Source organism: Campylobacter sp. 2018MI34 (genome assembly GCF_016598975.1).
Taxonomy (GTDB): Bacteria; Campylobacterota; Campylobacteria; order Campylobacterales; family Campylobacteraceae; genus Campylobacter_D.
In genome coordinates this window covers 15,254-29,490 of sequence record NZ_JAENKS010000016.1, presented here as the reverse complement: position 1 = coordinate 29,490, position 14,237 = coordinate 15,254, and the positions used below count along the sequence as shown (strand labels likewise).

The following is a 14,237-nucleotide window of genomic DNA, read 5'->3' as shown; positions in this document are numbered from 1 at the left end:
AATAAAGATTAAAAATAACAAATAAAACTAAATAACTAAACATAAATAATAAAAATAAACATACAAACAAAAACAAATATAAAATTTATAATTCTTATAAATAAATATTTTGATTTTTAAAGATAATTCTTTATATTTTAATTCTTTATTATCTTTAGAAGTATTGTTTGTAATAAAATAAATTAAGATTTATTTTAATTTCATAAAAATTATTAAAATAAATTCTTAAGTTTTTTATAAAGTGATAGAAAGAAATATTAATTTAAATTTTATTTGTGTATATAGTTAAAGTTTAGAAAATTGATTATATTTATAAATTTTGATGCTTTTTAGCATCAAAATTATTTTATGATAGTTGGAGTAGCGCTAAGTCCTAAAGCTCTATATTTTTCATAAAGAGCAAAAGCTTCTTTGAGTTCATTTTCGCTTACTTTTGGATAGTTTTTGATATTTGGATCAAAATATTTATTTAAGATTGCAATTTTTTCTTTATCATTTTTAGCTTTTTTAACTTCTTTATAAATTAAAGCTGATTTTTCAAAAGCACTTTTTCCATGAACTGGAGTGATTATAAGATTTACTTGATATTGTTTTAGTTCTTCATCAATATTTTTTAAATGTTCTCTACAATAAGGGCACTCAGGATCTGTAAAAACATAAATTGCAGGTTTATTTTTATCTCCTAGTTTAATAACCATTTTTTCTTTTTCTGCTACTACTTTAGCATTTTTAATAAAATTATCCCTAGCATCTTGGAATTTTTTCATTTCATATTCTTGACGATAAGAAATTTTTGATTTTAAATCGATAATATCAGGAACTATAATATCATCTTTTGTAAAAAGAATTTCTTCTTGTTTTAAACCATCAATTTCAACACTTAAAATTACACTATCAAAACCAGTATCACCTGCTTTTTCTCTTTTTTCAATATTTATTTTTGCATCGGGAAATTGAGCTTTAATACTTTGCGAATAAAAATCACTAATTTGAGCATTGCTAGCCGCAAAAGCTAAATTTGCAGTGATTAAAACTAAGGCAATTTTTTTCATCATTTATATCCTTTTTAATTTATTTTTAATTTTATAATATTAAATTAAATGTTTGTTTTTAAAAATCTTTTTTCATTGATTTTTTGAACTCTTTCATCTTTATCTAGGTATTCTAAATAAGCTATGGCATATTTTCTTGAAAGATTAAATTTTTCTTTGACTTTTTGCACATCAAGACTTTCGTATTTTAAGAGTTCTAAAAATTCTTTCATTAGATTGTCTAAAGCTTTTTTTTCTATAAAAAGATTATGAGCTAATCTTACTACAAGAGAATTTTTAGTGAGTTTTTTTAATATATCATCACCACTTTTTCTATCAAGATCTAAAAAATCATAGATATTATAAGGAGCTTTAGGATAAATTCCTTGTTTTTTAATGATATTAAAAAGTTCATTATTGTTTTTTTCTTCTATTTTTTTAAAATCTATTCCTTTTTTAAAATATATTCCTTTATTAAAATCAAGTTCTTTTGTGTTTTTTAAAGCTAACTCGCAAAAACTTTTACTTGCCCAAGGAATTCTTAAAGCTAAGGAGTGAGCTGAAAGCATAGCATAAGGATTTTTTTTTATACTAAAAGCAATAAATTTTTTTATTTCTTCTAAAATTGTTAATGTATAAACATTTAATTCTTTTTCATCCACAAAAACATTATCAAGCTCTTTGGCTAAGTTTAGGGCGTCTTCGTGTTGTAATTTAAATCTTTGATAGCTTGATAATAAGCCAAAACCATACTCATGAATTTCTTTAAGATAATTAAAACTTTCTTTGAGTTTTTCTTCTTTTAAAAAATTTAAAAGTTTAATTTTTGCTTCTTTTTTTAAAGGTTCGCTTACAGGATTTAAAACTCTTCCACCTCCAACAACGCGATTATTTTGAAGCAAGATAAATCTTTCATTAAAGCATAAAAAAAGATTTTTTTCAAAGTTTAAATGAGCAAAAAATTCATTATTTTCTAATTGTTTAAGTATGGAAATTTTGCATTCTATTTGTTTTGTTCCAACGCAAAAAATCATTTTTTCATTTTTTAAATTTTTTGCTTTTATTAAAACATCGCATTCTTTGAAAGCTTTAAAATAGCCTTTTTTACTAAGTATATAACCTTTTTTTAGTTCTTTATGATCACAATTTAAACTTAGAGCTACGCGGTTATAAGCTTTTATTGTGGTATGATTTTTTTCGTGATTTTGTATATTTTTAATGATAAGTTCTTTTTGATTATCAAGGCATATAATCTTTTCATTAAGGCTAATGCTTCCTTCATTAAGACTTCCAGTAACTATAGTCCCTATACCTTTTAAAGAAAAAACCCTATCAATGTAATAACGAAAAATTAAATTTTCATCTGTATTTTTGCATTCTAAATTTAAAAGATAGTTTTTTAGCTTTTCTATGCTTTTTATATCTTTAATGGAAATATAAAAAATTTCCATAGGAGTAAAATTTAAATTTTTTAAAATATTTTCACTTTGTTCTTTTAAATTTTTACATAAGTCACATTTGCTAAATACTAAAATAATATCTTTTATCCCTAAAAGATTAAGTACTTCTAAATGTTCTAAACTTTGCTCTTTTAAGCCCTCATTAATATCAACAACAAATAAACAAGCGCTAAAGCCAAAAGCTCCGCTTATCATAGTTTTAACAAGATCTTTATGTCCTGGAACATCAATGAAAGAAATATATTTATTTTCGAAATTTAAATTTGAAAAACTTAAATTGATGGTTATTTTTCTGTCTTTTTCTTCTTTTAAAGTATCACCTTCAAAACCATTCAAAGCTTTAATTAAAGAAGTTTTGCCATGATCTATGTGCCCAGCAGTTCCAATGAGTAAAGAATTCATAGCGTATCCATTGAATTTATAATATTGCTTAAATGAGTTAATTCATCTTCTCTAATACTTCGAAAATCGAGAATAAATTTTTTATTTTCAATGCGTCCTATGATATTTTTTTCTCTAAATTTTTTTTGTAAAAGTAAAGCTTTGCCTTCAAAAGCTAAAACAAAAGTTTCTAAACTCTTATCAGGCATAGAACCCCCTCCAACTAGGCTTTTACTTTTTTGAAGTATAGTTTTAAATTTGATATTTTTTTGAACTTTTAAGGCTTTTTGTTTTACGTGCTCTAAATCATCATTTAAAAGCTTTAAAGTAGTAATTTTTTCAAATTTTTTATCTAAATAAAATTTAAGCGTTTCATTTAAAAAGGTAATACTTAATTTATCCACTCTTAACATTCTTAAAAGCTGATTTTTTTTAATTTTTTCTATAAATTTTTTCTTTCCTAAAATAATACCACCTTGCACAGAACCAAAAAGCTTATCTGCACTAAAACTTAAAATATCACAATCTTTTAAAAGTTTTTTAATTTCTGGCTCATTTTTTATTAAATCTAAATTAAGATTTTCGCACCATCCTGATCCTAAATCATAATAAAGTATTAATTTTTTCTTTTTAGATAAGACTTTTAATTCTTTTAAATTTACCTCACTTTGAAATCCAAGTAAAGAAAAATTAGATTTGTGTGTTTTTAAGATTAGGGCAGAATTTTCATTGATAGCTTCTTCGTAATCTTTTAAATGAGTTTTATTGCTAGTTCCAATTTCATAAAGTTTTACTCCTGCTGCTTTAATTACTTCAGGAATTCTAAAACTTCCTCCAATCTCTACAAGCTCTCCTCTTGAACTAATTACTTCTTTATCTTTAGCTAAGGTATTAAGGATCAAAAAAACTGCTGCTGCGTTATTATTTACAACTAAAGCATCTTCACATTCAAAAAGGATTTTAAATTTTTCTAGCAAAGAATCATATCTTGAACCTCTTTTTCCTGTTTTAAGATCAAATTCTAAATTAGAATAAGAACAAATTATTTTTTTGCAGTTTTCATAAAGATCTTCATCAATTACACTTCTTCCTAAATTCGTATGTATGACAACCCCGCTTGCATTAATAAGACTTTGAAGATCGTTTTTTAAAAAGTATTTTATTTTATTTTGAATTTCATCTAAAATTTCTGCTTTGTCTATATTTTTGTCTAAATTTTTTTGTAATTTTTTTTTCATTTCTTTAATGACGCATTTAGAAAAATAGTTTCTAAGATACAAAGGGTAAATTTTTAAGTTTTCATCTTTTATTAGACTAGAAATTTGCGGGAAGTCTCTAAATTTGTTCATCTTAAACCTTAAGAAAATATTTTGCTATTTTAACATAAAATTTATAATCAAAGTTTTTAAGGTTAAAAATGCAAGATTTTGTTTATGTAAAAAATGATTTTTTAATTCCTTTAGAAGATAATATCACTATTTTAGACAAACCAAATGAAAATGAGTTTTTAATTTCAAATGATAAAAATCAAAAAGCACAAATTTATGCCCCTGAAATTAATTTTTATCTAAAAAATTCAAAAGATGATACCTTAAAAAGAAGTAAAAATGTATCAAAACTTTATGAAGCAAGATTGATAGCTTATGATTTAGGACTTGATTTAGAGCAGGTTAAAGAAGTAGGTAAAAATATCATTTTAGTAGATATTAAAGAAGAAATTAGTGATTTTTTAAAAAGTAAAAATTTTAAAGTTTTAAATTTTAAAAATGATGAACTTATATCTGTTTTTGGTTCAATTGGTGAGCTTTGTGCTATAGTTAAGAAAGATAGCGAAGAAATTGAGCTTGATTTTGATATTTTACTTTTTAATGGGAATTTAGACAAAATACGCAAAGATTTTACAAGACAAAGTGGATGTTTTGATATAAGTTCTTTTAAAAGCACCGAGGAGCTTTTTGAATTTTTAGAACAAAAAACCCCAAAATATCATTATAAAACTTATATTACTTATGATTTGAGTATATGTCAATATCATCAAAGACGTAGCGAACATTGTGCAAAATGTGCTGAAATTTGTCCTACAACGGCTATTTTAAAAGATGATGAAAGAAGAGAATTGGAATTTTCTCAAATAGATTGTTTAGGATGTGGAGGATGTATTAGTATTTGCCCTAGTGGTTCACTTGATTATGCTCCTATGCCAAGAAATAGTTTTTTTGAAATAGCTAATTTATATAAGGGTTATAAAATTTTAATTATTCCTAAAAAAATGTCTTTAGAAAATTTAGAATTGAATCTAAAAGAAGATATTTTACCCTTGATGATAGAAGGTGAAAAATGGCTTTCTAATATGCATTTTTTAACGCTTTTGCAAAATAGCGGAGCAAATTTAGTTTTTTATACTAATTTTGTTTCAAAAGGAAGTAATGAAGCTATAAATCTTTTAAATACTATTTTTGAGAGAAAATTTAACAAAAAGGCCATTTTTGTAGCTAAAGATAAACAAGAGCTTGAAAATGTTTTAGAAAAATTAGAATTTATCCAAGGTCTTTCTTTTGAGCTTCATTCAAATTTTCTTACAACTAGAGAGCTTTTTGCTAAAAGATTAGAACATTTAATTGCTGATGATGATTTAGGTAGGGTAGAAAGTGGAGAATGGTTAAGATATGGTCAAGTTTTAATCAATCCTGATACTTGTACGCTTTGTCTTTCTTGTGTAGGAGCTTGTAATGTGGGAGCATTGATTGCTGATTCTAAAGAAAATGCTTTAAAATTTAATCCTTCACTTTGTACTACTTGTGGATATTGTGAGTCAAGTTGTGCTGAAAAAGATACCTTAAAACTTGTGCGTAGCGGTATAGAGCTAAATAAAGATTATTTTAAATATCACACTTTAGCCAAAGATGAACTTTTTGCTTGTATAGAATGCGGTAAAGAATTTGCTACAAAAAAAGCAGTTGAAAAGATAGCAAACTTTATGAAAGATAAATTTGGCAATGATGAGAATAAAATCAAAACACTTTATTGCTGTGCAGAATGCAAGGCTAAAGTGATGATTAAGGCGATGATGGTTTAAGAAAAATTTCTTTAGCATAAATCATAGCTTTATTAATAACACTTCCGTGAGTTTCATTTTCAAAAAGTTTAAAAGAGCTTTTGCAAGAACTTTCTTGTGAAATTTTTTGACTAAGCTCTTTAGTACTTAGCAATGCATACCTTTTTCTTTCGGCAGAACCCATTGCAAAATATATTTTAGGACAAGATGATAATTTGATTTTTTGGGGTAAAAATTTAGTTTCATTCCACCATAAAGAAGGGGAAATGATAAAATAATGACTAAAAAGCTTGCTATCTTTTAAAAGTGTATCAAGAGCAAAAAGCCCTCCAAAAGAATGTCCAAAAATAGCTTTATAATTTTTATCACTAGGATAATATTGTTCGATATAAGGCATTAGTTGTGTTTTTAAAAAAGTTCTAAAATTTTCACTTCCTCCACTTTCTTCAAATCCATCTTGCTTATCGGGTGTATAATCTTTTGTGCGGTTTTTAGTATCAAAAGCTAAAGAAGTGTTATAACCTATGCCTATGATTAAAAGATTTTCTTTTATTGGTTTAGAAAAAAGATTTAAAAATAAAGGAAAGAAAGCATTGCCATCAAGTAAATAAATGCTTTTATATTCTTTAGCATTTGTATTATTTGTTGCAATAAAGATTTTATAATCTATATTGTGATGTGTAGAATAAATAGTTTTTTCTATAAAAAAAATCTTTTTTGCTATAGTTGAAATTTCTGGAATTTTTTGACTTGGTTTAGCAAAGGCAAAAGATACAAAAAGAAGAAAAAATAAAAATTTATTCATATTTTTGCTTCTAATTCTTCTTTACTTATAAGTTTATTATCAAATTTAATTACTAAATTTTTTGAATTTTTGTAAATATCTATAACACCTTTAGTATTTAAAAGTTTTTCCCAATTTAAAGGCGTGTTAAGGTTTAGATAAATATTTTTAAATTCAGCTGGATTTTTTAAAAATAAAAGCAAAATAAACCAAAATACAGATAAAACTACTAAAACAATAGTAAGAAGTTCTAGTTTTTCAAAATGTAAAAATAATCCCCCTAAAATTCCTCCTATAAAACTTCCTCCGTATCCAAAGGAATTAAATATCCCCAAAGCTACACCTTTTTCATGAACTTTGCAAAATTTTGAAGCACAAGATTGCATAATGGGTTCATGTAAGTTAAAGCCTATAAAAAAGATAATTACTGAAAAAATAAAAAAATTAAGAGAATACGAAAAAGTAAAACATAAATAAGAGAGTATGAAAAAAAATACTCCAATAAGTAAAATTTGCTTAGATAAGTTTTTTCTTTCTCCTAAACTTCCAGCAAATCCCATAGCAATAAATCCTGCTATCATAGATATAGTATAAATAATCCAAAGTTTATTTTGTTCAAAATTAAAATGTTTTACTAAGATTATAGGAATAATCAAAAATGCAATACTCATAAGCATTTTTTGCATAAAATTAGTGATATTCATAAGAGTTAAATTTTTTTGTTTAATAAGATGAAAAAAAGGTGTTTTTTCATTTTCGTGTATAAGTTTGTTTTCTTTTGGAACTATGGTATAGAGCAAGATAATACAAAGCAATGTTAAAAAAGTACTTAGATCAAAAAGGCTTGAAAGCCCCCATTTAGCACTCATTAAAGGAGAAATCACCATAGAAGCTGCAAAACTAATTCCTATAAAAGAACCCATTATGGCCATAGCTTTTGCTCTATTTTCTTCATTGATAAAGTCACTAATCATTGCAGTAGCAACAGCTCCTATAGCTCCAGCTCCTTGAAGCATTCTTCCAAAAAGCATAGTATAAATATCGTTTGCAAAAGAACAAATAAGCGAACCTATAATAAAAATAATAAGACCAAAAAGCAAAGTTTTTTTTCGTCCAATTTTATCGCTTAATATCCCAAAAGGAACTTGAAAAATCATTTGCATTAAAGCATATATACCTACTAAAAGTCCTACTAAAAATTCATTTGATCCTTCAAGTTTAAGTGCATAAAGGCTTAAAATAGGCAAAACTATAAAAAGTCCAAAAAATCTTGTTCCAACGATAAAAGATAAAGCTAAAATAGTATTTAACATAAAATGCCCTAAGGATTTAATTTAGGATAATTTTACTATTAATAATATTAAGTAAGTATTAAGTTTTGTCTTATTTAATATTATTAAAATTCTAAATCATTGAAATAAATTTTTAAGGTTTGGTATGTTTAAAAATAAAATTATACTTGCAACAAATAATATCCATAAGGTTTATGAGTGTAAAAATATTTTAACAAATTACGAGGTTTATGCTTTTGGTGATATTATGCAAGCTTTTGAAATAGAAGAAAATGGAATTTCTTTTAAAGAAAATGCTTTGATTAAATCAAGAGCAGTTTTTAATGCTTTAAGTAAAGATCAGCAAGAAGAATTTATTGTTTTGAGTGATGATAGTGGAATTTGTGTTGAAGCTTTAGATGGAAGACCTGGAATTTATTCTGCAAGATTTTCAAAATCACAAAATGATGAAGGTAATCGCAAAAAACTTATAGATGAACTTCAAAAAAAAGGTATTTTTGAAAGTAAGGCTTTTTATACGGCTGCTATTGGAATAAGCTCTAAATTTGGAGATTTAAGTTCGCACGGATGGATGCACGGAAAAGTAATTTGCGAAGAGAGAGGTAAAAATGGTTTTGGCTATGATCCTTTGTTTATCCCTAATGGTTTTACAAAAACTTTAGCACAACTTGATGATAGTTGTAAAAATCTTATTTCTCATAGGTTTAAAGCTTTAAATTTGGCACAAATTTTAATTAAGGTTTTAAGCAGGGCTTATTGATTTTTTTTAAAAGTGATTAAAAGACTAGGAAGTAAAAATAAACTTCCTAAAAGAAGCAATATCATCACAAATATAGTTAAAGCCCCAAAATAAATTGTTGGTATAAAATTGCTACTCATCATCACGCTAAATCCTAAAATAATACTTATACTTGTGTAATAAAGGGCTGAACCTATTGAATTATGTGTATTTAAAATAGCTTCTTTGATACTTTTATTTTTAATTGTTTGCTTAAAACGATAGATATAATGGATAGCATCATCAACTCCTATACCCATAGAAATAGCAGCTATAGTAATACTCATCATATCCAAAGGTATATTTAAAATTCCCATAAGGGCAAAAACAACGCTAATTGGAACAATATTTACAATAAGGGCAATTATAGAAAATTTCAAATCTCTAAATATCATAAGAAAAAGGACAAATATCACTAAAATAACAAATATTAAGGTATTAAATTGTGATGAAAAAAGACTTTGAAGCATATTATTATAAAGAACCATAATCCCAGCAATTTGCACTGAAACATCATCGTTTTTTAAAAGTTCGTTTAATTCTTTGTTTAGCTCTTTTAAAAATTCATTGCGACGTAAATTCGGATCAGAATCTATGATACGCATAGTAAATCTTAACTCATTTTTATCTATATTTACAAAAGGAGAAAGTAAATCTTTTTTGAAGTTATTTGGCAAATTTTCATTTAAAAATGCTAGAGCAAAATCATCTAAATCTTTACCACCGTTGATATTTTTTCCTAAAATTAAAAGACTATTTAAACTAAGAATAGAACCTATATAAGGTTTATTTTCTAAATATTCGTGTATTTTTTTCACTATACGAATTTTTTTTGCATTAAACCAATAAGTTTTTTCTTGACTCAAAGCTTCAAATTCATTTTCAAAACTATCTAGATTATCATTATTTTGAAATTTAGCATCATCTTTAAATTTTATAATTATATCTAAAGGCAAAGTTCCGCCTAATTTTGTATCAATAAGCAATAATCCTTTTTTAATTTCACTTCCATCTTTAAAATAATTAACAAAAGAATTCTCAACTCTTAAAGAAGAAATCCCAACTAAAGCAAAAATACTTGCTAAGAAAGTAAAAGCATAAATTAGTTTTCTATGATTCAAACTCGCTTTTGCGCAAAAGCTTAAAAAATTAAATTTAAATTCTTTTTTACTATAATTTTTTGGTTTTAAAAGAGTTAAAATACTTCCCAAAAAAAGATAACTAAGAATTAAGCTTAAGCTTATGCCAATGCTCATCATAATCCCTAGCTTAATAATAGGTTCTATATTTGAAAAAATCAAGCTTAAAAATCCTATCATAGTGGTTAATATAGCATAAAAGCTAGGTTTTGCTTTGGTTAAAAGAGTTGCAAGAACAACATTTTGTATTTTAGTATGTGGAAATTTATTAGAGCATTCTATAAAATGTGTGATTAGATGGATTACTACACTAAGGGTGATTATAAGAATTAGTGCAACATAATTAGAAGAAATAACTGTGATTTTAAAGCCAAGTAAAGCAAAAACACCACTTGCAGAACTTAAACTTATAAAACAAATAAAAAGAGGTAAAAATACAAAACGTAAAGATCTAAAAAAATAATATAAAGCTAAACTAAGTAGCAATACAAGAGTAAAACCATAAATTAAAAGATCATCTTTTATATAAGATATCATATCTTCAGCTATCAAGCTTATACCGCTAATATAAAACATATCTCCATTTTTTTGATAACTTTGCATAATATTTTTTATTTGATCTAAGCTTTTTTTTGTGATAGTTTTTTGCAAATTTAGATGTTCTTGAATTTGAATTTGATATTTTTCTTTTTGTGATTGATTTGCTTCATATTTTTGTTCTAAAAGTTGATTTAATTTTAAATCAGGATTTAAATAAATAATTAAAGCTGTAGTTGTTCCATCTTTGGAAATAATATTATTTTTATAAAAAGGACTATTTAGAATTTCATTTTTAGCTTTGCTTTTATTGATATCTTTAAAAGTGATATTTGGGATATTTTTAATAAGCTCTTTTAGATCTATTTGATCATTACTTTGAAGAAGAGGTGCGTTTATAATACTCAAAACACGTTCAACATTGTAAGAATTTTCTAGATCTTTATGTATATTTTTTAATTTTTCTAAACTCTGTTTGGAGAAAGGATCAAGGTCTTTTGGTTTAAAAGCAATGATTAAAAAGTCATCACTTTTATAATCTTTAGAAATTTCCCTAAAGATTTTTAAATCTTTATCATCTTCTAAAAGAAGACTATCTGCACTTGCATCAATTTGAAGTTTTAAGGAGAAAAAACTTAAAATTGTGCAAAAAATTAAAGTAGTAATTAAAGTAATCTTAGGATAATTGGTAATTTTTTTTAAAAAATAAATTAGCATTTAATCAATATTAATATCTTTAATTTTTTTCATTAAAGTGTTAAAATCGCCATTTTCTAAAATATCACTAAACTGAGATCGATAAGTTTGAATAATACTTATACCTAAAACATCTACATCATAAATAAGCCAATCATTGTTTTGATTATAGAATTTAAAAATAACATTTTTTTCTTCCCCATCAATTATCATAGAACTTGTTAAAAAATAACGATTTTTATTTTTTTCTTCCCCATATTTCACTTTTAGTATTTGATCTTTATAAAGACTGAGTTTATCAGTAAAACTTTTTTTAAGATTTTCTTCAAAAGCCTGTGTGAATTTTTCTTGTTCTTCTTTGCTTAAATTGTTATAATATTTTGAAAGAGAAAGTTTTGCCATAAGTTTATAATCAATTATGTGATCAAAAAGTTTAAAAATTTCCTTTGCAGCTTCTTTTTTATCGCCTTTTGTATTTTGTAAAATTTCAAGACTTTTATCAATATTTTTTTGCATTAAACTTTCAATTTCATCTAACTTTAAGGCAAATACATTTAATACAAGAGCTAAAATTAAAAATATTTTTTTCATTTTTTTCCTTATTTGCTAATTTCTATGCGTCTTTGCTCATAAGCATCACGTAAAAATGGATAAAGGTTTGGAGTATTGTGATAAATTTCATCAATTTCATCAATTTTGAAAGAAATTTCATTACCATAAGCATAGCTACTTATTGCAAAACTTGCCCAATCTGGATTAATATAAGCACTAGGATATAAAAACCAATCAACAGGCAAACTTAAAGTATCTCTTAAGTTGCTTGGCCCAAGTATTGGCAAAACAAGATGAAAGCCTCCGCCTATACCCCAATGAGCCAAAGTGCTTCCAAAATCAGCAGGATGTTTTTTTAAGTGTAAAGCATCGCCAGCATTCATTATCCCACCAAAACCTAAAATGGTATTAGCTATAAAACGCTTGGTTTCTTCTCCAGCTTGTTCAAATTTAAATTGCAAAGCGTTATTTATAAATCTTAAAGGAAAAGCTAGATTATCAAAAAAATTTCTAACACCTACTCTAAAAGCTTTTGGGGTGATTTTTGTATAAGCCATAAGAGTAGGTCTAAAGCCATAATCGTATAAGAATACATTAAAGCGCGTCATAACTTTGTTATAGCCAGATAAAGGATCATTTACTTTGTATTGAGAAAATTCATCCTCAAATTCGCTAATTTCATTAGCAAAACTAAAGCAAATAGTTAGAGAAAAAAATAAAATAATAGTTTTTAGTTTCAAATATATCCTTAATTATATTAATCAATAAGAATATCCCAATAAAAATTCACCCATTCTGTTGCTTCTTTAGTTGTAAATTCGGGAATTAAAAGAGCATTTTTCTTATAAAAAATTGTAGCTACTTTTAAATCAATATGGGTAAATTTTTCTTCTAAGACTCTTTTAATCTCTTTGATACTTTCTCCACTATCTATAATGTCATCTACTAAAAGAATTTTTTTATAAGCACTAAGATCGGGAATATTGAAAATTTCAATAGTATCTAGTTTTTGTGTGTCATTATAATGTATAGAATTTAGACTAAAAAGATTACGTGTATTCAGTGCTACTGCTAAAGAGTGACCAAGACTCATTCCACCTCTTGCTATAGCAACTATAGCGTCTGGATTAAATTTATTTTTAATTTCTTTTGCTAAAGTTTTAACATCATCTTCAAATTCATCATAAGAGTAAAAAATCATATTTTTCCTTCTAAAGCAATTAATAAAAAATTTCCTAAAGAAATAAAAGATAGTATTATAATACCCATATTAAGTTTATCCAATTCTTTTTTAAATATGCGCACAAGCAAATAAGAGATAAAACCAAAAGCAAAGCCTGTTGTTATAGAATAAGTAAAAGGCATCATAATTATAGTAAAAAATGAAGCAACAGCTGTGGCATCGTCTTTAAAATTAATATTTCTTACCTCCATAAACATTAAAATTCCTACCATTATTAATACTGGATTAATAGAATTAGCAGGTATAGCTTTAAATAAAGGAAGCAAAAATAATGTTAAAATAAAACAAAATGCAACAACTAAAGCTGTAAGTCCTGTTCTTCCACCACTTTCAACTCCTGTAGTACTTTCAACAAAGGCAGTAACGGTTGAAGTACCTACAATAGATCCAATTGTAGAACCTACAGCATCACTTGCTAAAGTTTTTCCTAATTTTTTCTCTCCTTCTTTAGGCTCATCAAAAATTTTTCCTCTTTCTCCAACTCCTGTAATAGTACCTAAACTATCAAAAAGTTGCGTAATAAGAAAAGTTAAAACAACTGGAATCATAAAAACATTTAAAGCACTTAGAATATCTAATTTAGCAAAAATACTTCCCAAGCCGTTTTCTTGGCTAAAATTTGGAAATGAAAAAAAATGATCCGGAAATGAAGCGTTATTGATATTAAAAACCCAAGCAATAATAGAACTAAGTAAAATTCCTATAATAAAAGCTCCTTTTAGTTTTATAACCCATAAAAATAGTATTAAAACAAGGGTAAAAATTCCAAAAAGAACATTAGGATCGCTAAAATCTCCAATACGCACAAAAACATTTTCATCTTTAGCAATTACTCCCATTTGTCCAAGCCCTAAAAACGTTACAAAACATCCAAGTCCTGCACACATTGCTAAACGTAAATCTTTAGGAATATTGCGTATTATCCAAATCCTAAAATTTGTAAAAGATAAAAGTAAAAAAATAAAACCTGATATAAAAACAGCACCTAATGCACTTTGCCAAGGTATATTTTGAGCTAAGCAAACACTAAAAGTAAAATAAGTATTCATTCCCATTCCAACACTCATAGCTACAGGAGTGTTAGCAAAAAAAGCATTAAAAGCACTTGCTATTATAGTTACCAAAGCAGTAGCAATAATCAAGCCTTCCAAAGGCATACCAGAATTACTCATTATGTGAGAATTAACAGGTATGATATAAATCATAGTTAAAAAAGTTGTAACACCAGCAATAATTTCTGTTTTTATATTGGTATTATTTTGTTTAAGTTTAAAAAAATCCATATTTTA

At 25.7% G+C, this 14,237-nt stretch carries 12 protein-coding genes; 2 read left to right on the top strand and 10 right to left on the bottom strand.

Features of this window, described 5'->3' with window-relative positions; genetic code table 11:
- Nucleotides 1-341: 341 nt before the first annotated feature.
- The 3 genes from JG676_RS05480 to selA are packed head-to-tail and all read right to left on the bottom strand — an operon-like array spanning nucleotide 342 to nucleotide 4,221.
- On the bottom strand, nucleotides 342-1,052 hold the full coding sequence (locus JG676_RS05480; protein ID WP_200170257.1) for a thioredoxin fold domain-containing protein: 711 nt from the start codon (nucleotides 1,050-1,052) through the stop codon (nucleotides 342-344).
- Nucleotides 1,053-1,096: 44 nt separating this feature from the next.
- Nucleotides 1,097-2,893 (bottom strand): selenocysteine-specific translation elongation factor, encoded by a 1,797-nt coding sequence (gene selB, locus JG676_RS05475; protein WP_200217561.1) that lies wholly within the window; start codon nucleotides 2,891-2,893, stop codon nucleotides 1,097-1,099.
- Nucleotides 2,890-4,221: an L-seryl-tRNA(Sec) selenium transferase gene (gene selA / locus JG676_RS05470; protein ID WP_200217560.1), complete on the bottom strand. Its 1,332-nt coding sequence runs from the start codon at nucleotides 4,219-4,221 to the stop codon at nucleotides 2,890-2,892. Before selA ends, selB begins: the two co-directional genes overlap by 4 nt.
- Nucleotides 4,222-4,289: 68 nt before the next feature.
- Here selA and JG676_RS05465 point away from each other — a divergent pair, with 68 nt between their 5' ends.
- Nucleotides 4,290-5,948 (top strand): 4Fe-4S dicluster domain-containing protein, encoded by a 1,659-nt coding sequence (locus JG676_RS05465; RefSeq protein WP_200217559.1) that lies wholly within the window; start codon nucleotides 4,290-4,292, stop codon nucleotides 5,946-5,948.
- Here JG676_RS05465 and JG676_RS05460 read toward each other — a convergent pair.
- Together JG676_RS05460 and JG676_RS05455 are read right to left on the bottom strand one after the other, a co-directional pair.
- Complete coding sequence (locus JG676_RS05460) at nucleotides 5,929-6,732, bottom strand: alpha/beta hydrolase (RefSeq protein WP_200217558.1); 804 nt, start codon at nucleotides 6,730-6,732, stop codon at nucleotides 5,929-5,931. The two genes, JG676_RS05465 and JG676_RS05460, sit on opposite strands and share 20 nt — an antisense overlap.
- A complete protein-coding gene (locus JG676_RS05455) occupies nucleotides 6,729-8,024 on the bottom strand; it encodes an MFS transporter (RefSeq protein ID WP_200217557.1) in 1,296 nt (431 codons plus the stop codon). The genes JG676_RS05460 and JG676_RS05455 overlap by 4 nt, the downstream gene beginning before the upstream one ends.
- Before the next feature lie 124 nt (nucleotides 8,025-8,148).
- Between JG676_RS05455 and rdgB the strand changes: the two genes are divergently transcribed.
- On the top strand, nucleotides 8,149-8,763 hold the full coding sequence (gene rdgB / locus JG676_RS05450; protein WP_200217556.1) for an RdgB/HAM1 family non-canonical purine NTP pyrophosphatase: 615 nt from the start codon (nucleotides 8,149-8,151) through the stop codon (nucleotides 8,761-8,763).
- On the opposite strand, the gene JG676_RS05445 is transcribed toward rdgB, so the two are convergent.
- The 5 genes from JG676_RS05445 to JG676_RS05425 are packed head-to-tail and all read right to left on the bottom strand — an operon-like array spanning nucleotide 8,757 to nucleotide 14,231.
- Complete coding sequence (locus JG676_RS05445; protein ID WP_200217555.1) at nucleotides 8,757-11,174, bottom strand: RND family transporter; 2,418 nt, start codon at nucleotides 11,172-11,174, stop codon at nucleotides 8,757-8,759. The genes rdgB and JG676_RS05445 overlap by 7 nt on opposite strands.
- Entirely contained in the window at nucleotides 11,175-11,744 is a 570-nt protein-coding gene (locus tag JG676_RS05440) for a phospholipid-binding protein MlaC (protein WP_200217554.1), read from the bottom strand.
- Between the two features lie 8 nt (nucleotides 11,745-11,752).
- Nucleotides 11,753-12,451 (bottom strand): VacJ family lipoprotein, encoded by a 699-nt coding sequence (locus tag JG676_RS05435; protein WP_200217562.1) that lies wholly within the window; start codon nucleotides 12,449-12,451, stop codon nucleotides 11,753-11,755.
- Nucleotides 12,452-12,462: 11 nt separating this feature from the next.
- On the bottom strand, nucleotides 12,463-12,906 hold the full coding sequence (locus tag JG676_RS05430) for a phosphoribosyltransferase (RefSeq protein ID WP_200217553.1): 444 nt from the start codon (nucleotides 12,904-12,906) through the stop codon (nucleotides 12,463-12,465).
- Nucleotides 12,903-14,231 (bottom strand): NCS2 family permease, encoded by a 1,329-nt coding sequence (locus JG676_RS05425; RefSeq protein ID WP_200217552.1) that lies wholly within the window; start codon nucleotides 14,229-14,231, stop codon nucleotides 12,903-12,905. The genes JG676_RS05430 and JG676_RS05425 overlap by 4 nt, the downstream gene beginning before the upstream one ends.
- Between the last annotated feature and the right edge of the window lie 6 nt (nucleotides 14,232-14,237).

What these genes read in the sequence shown, in the direction of transcription:
- JG676_RS05480 (WP_200170257.1), bottom strand. Translation starts at nt 1,052, where the DNA reads ATGAAAAAAATTGCCTTAGTTTTAATCACTGCAAATTTAGCTTTTGCG.
- selB (WP_200217561.1), bottom strand. Translation starts at nt 2,893, where the DNA reads ATGAATTCTTTACTCATTGGAACTGCTGGGCACATAGATCATGGCAAA.
- selA (WP_200217560.1), bottom strand. Translation starts at nt 4,221, where the DNA reads ATGAACAAATTTAGAGACTTCCCGCAAATTTCTAGTCTAATAAAAGAT.
- JG676_RS05465 (WP_200217559.1), top strand. Translation starts at nt 4,290, where the DNA reads ATGCAAGATTTTGTTTATGTAAAAAATGATTTTTTAATTCCTTTAGAA.
- JG676_RS05460 (WP_200217558.1), bottom strand. Translation starts at nt 6,732, where the DNA reads ATGAATAAATTTTTATTTTTTCTTCTTTTTGTATCTTTTGCCTTTGCT.
- JG676_RS05455 (WP_200217557.1), bottom strand. Translation starts at nt 8,024, where the DNA reads ATGTTAAATACTATTTTAGCTTTATCTTTTATCGTTGGAACAAGATTT.
- rdgB (WP_200217556.1), top strand. Translation starts at nt 8,149, where the DNA reads ATGTTTAAAAATAAAATTATACTTGCAACAAATAATATCCATAAGGTT.
- JG676_RS05445 (WP_200217555.1), bottom strand. Translation starts at nt 11,174, where the DNA reads ATGCTAATTTATTTTTTAAAAAAAATTACCAATTATCCTAAGATTACT.
- JG676_RS05440 (WP_200217554.1), bottom strand. Translation starts at nt 11,744, where the DNA reads ATGAAAAAAATATTTTTAATTTTAGCTCTTGTATTAAATGTATTTGCC.
- JG676_RS05430 (WP_200217553.1), bottom strand. Translation starts at nt 12,906, where the DNA reads ATGATTTTTTACTCTTATGATGAATTTGAAGATGATGTTAAAACTTTA.
- JG676_RS05425 (WP_200217552.1), bottom strand. Translation starts at nt 14,231, where the DNA reads ATGGATTTTTTTAAACTTAAACAAAATAATACCAATATAAAAACAGAA.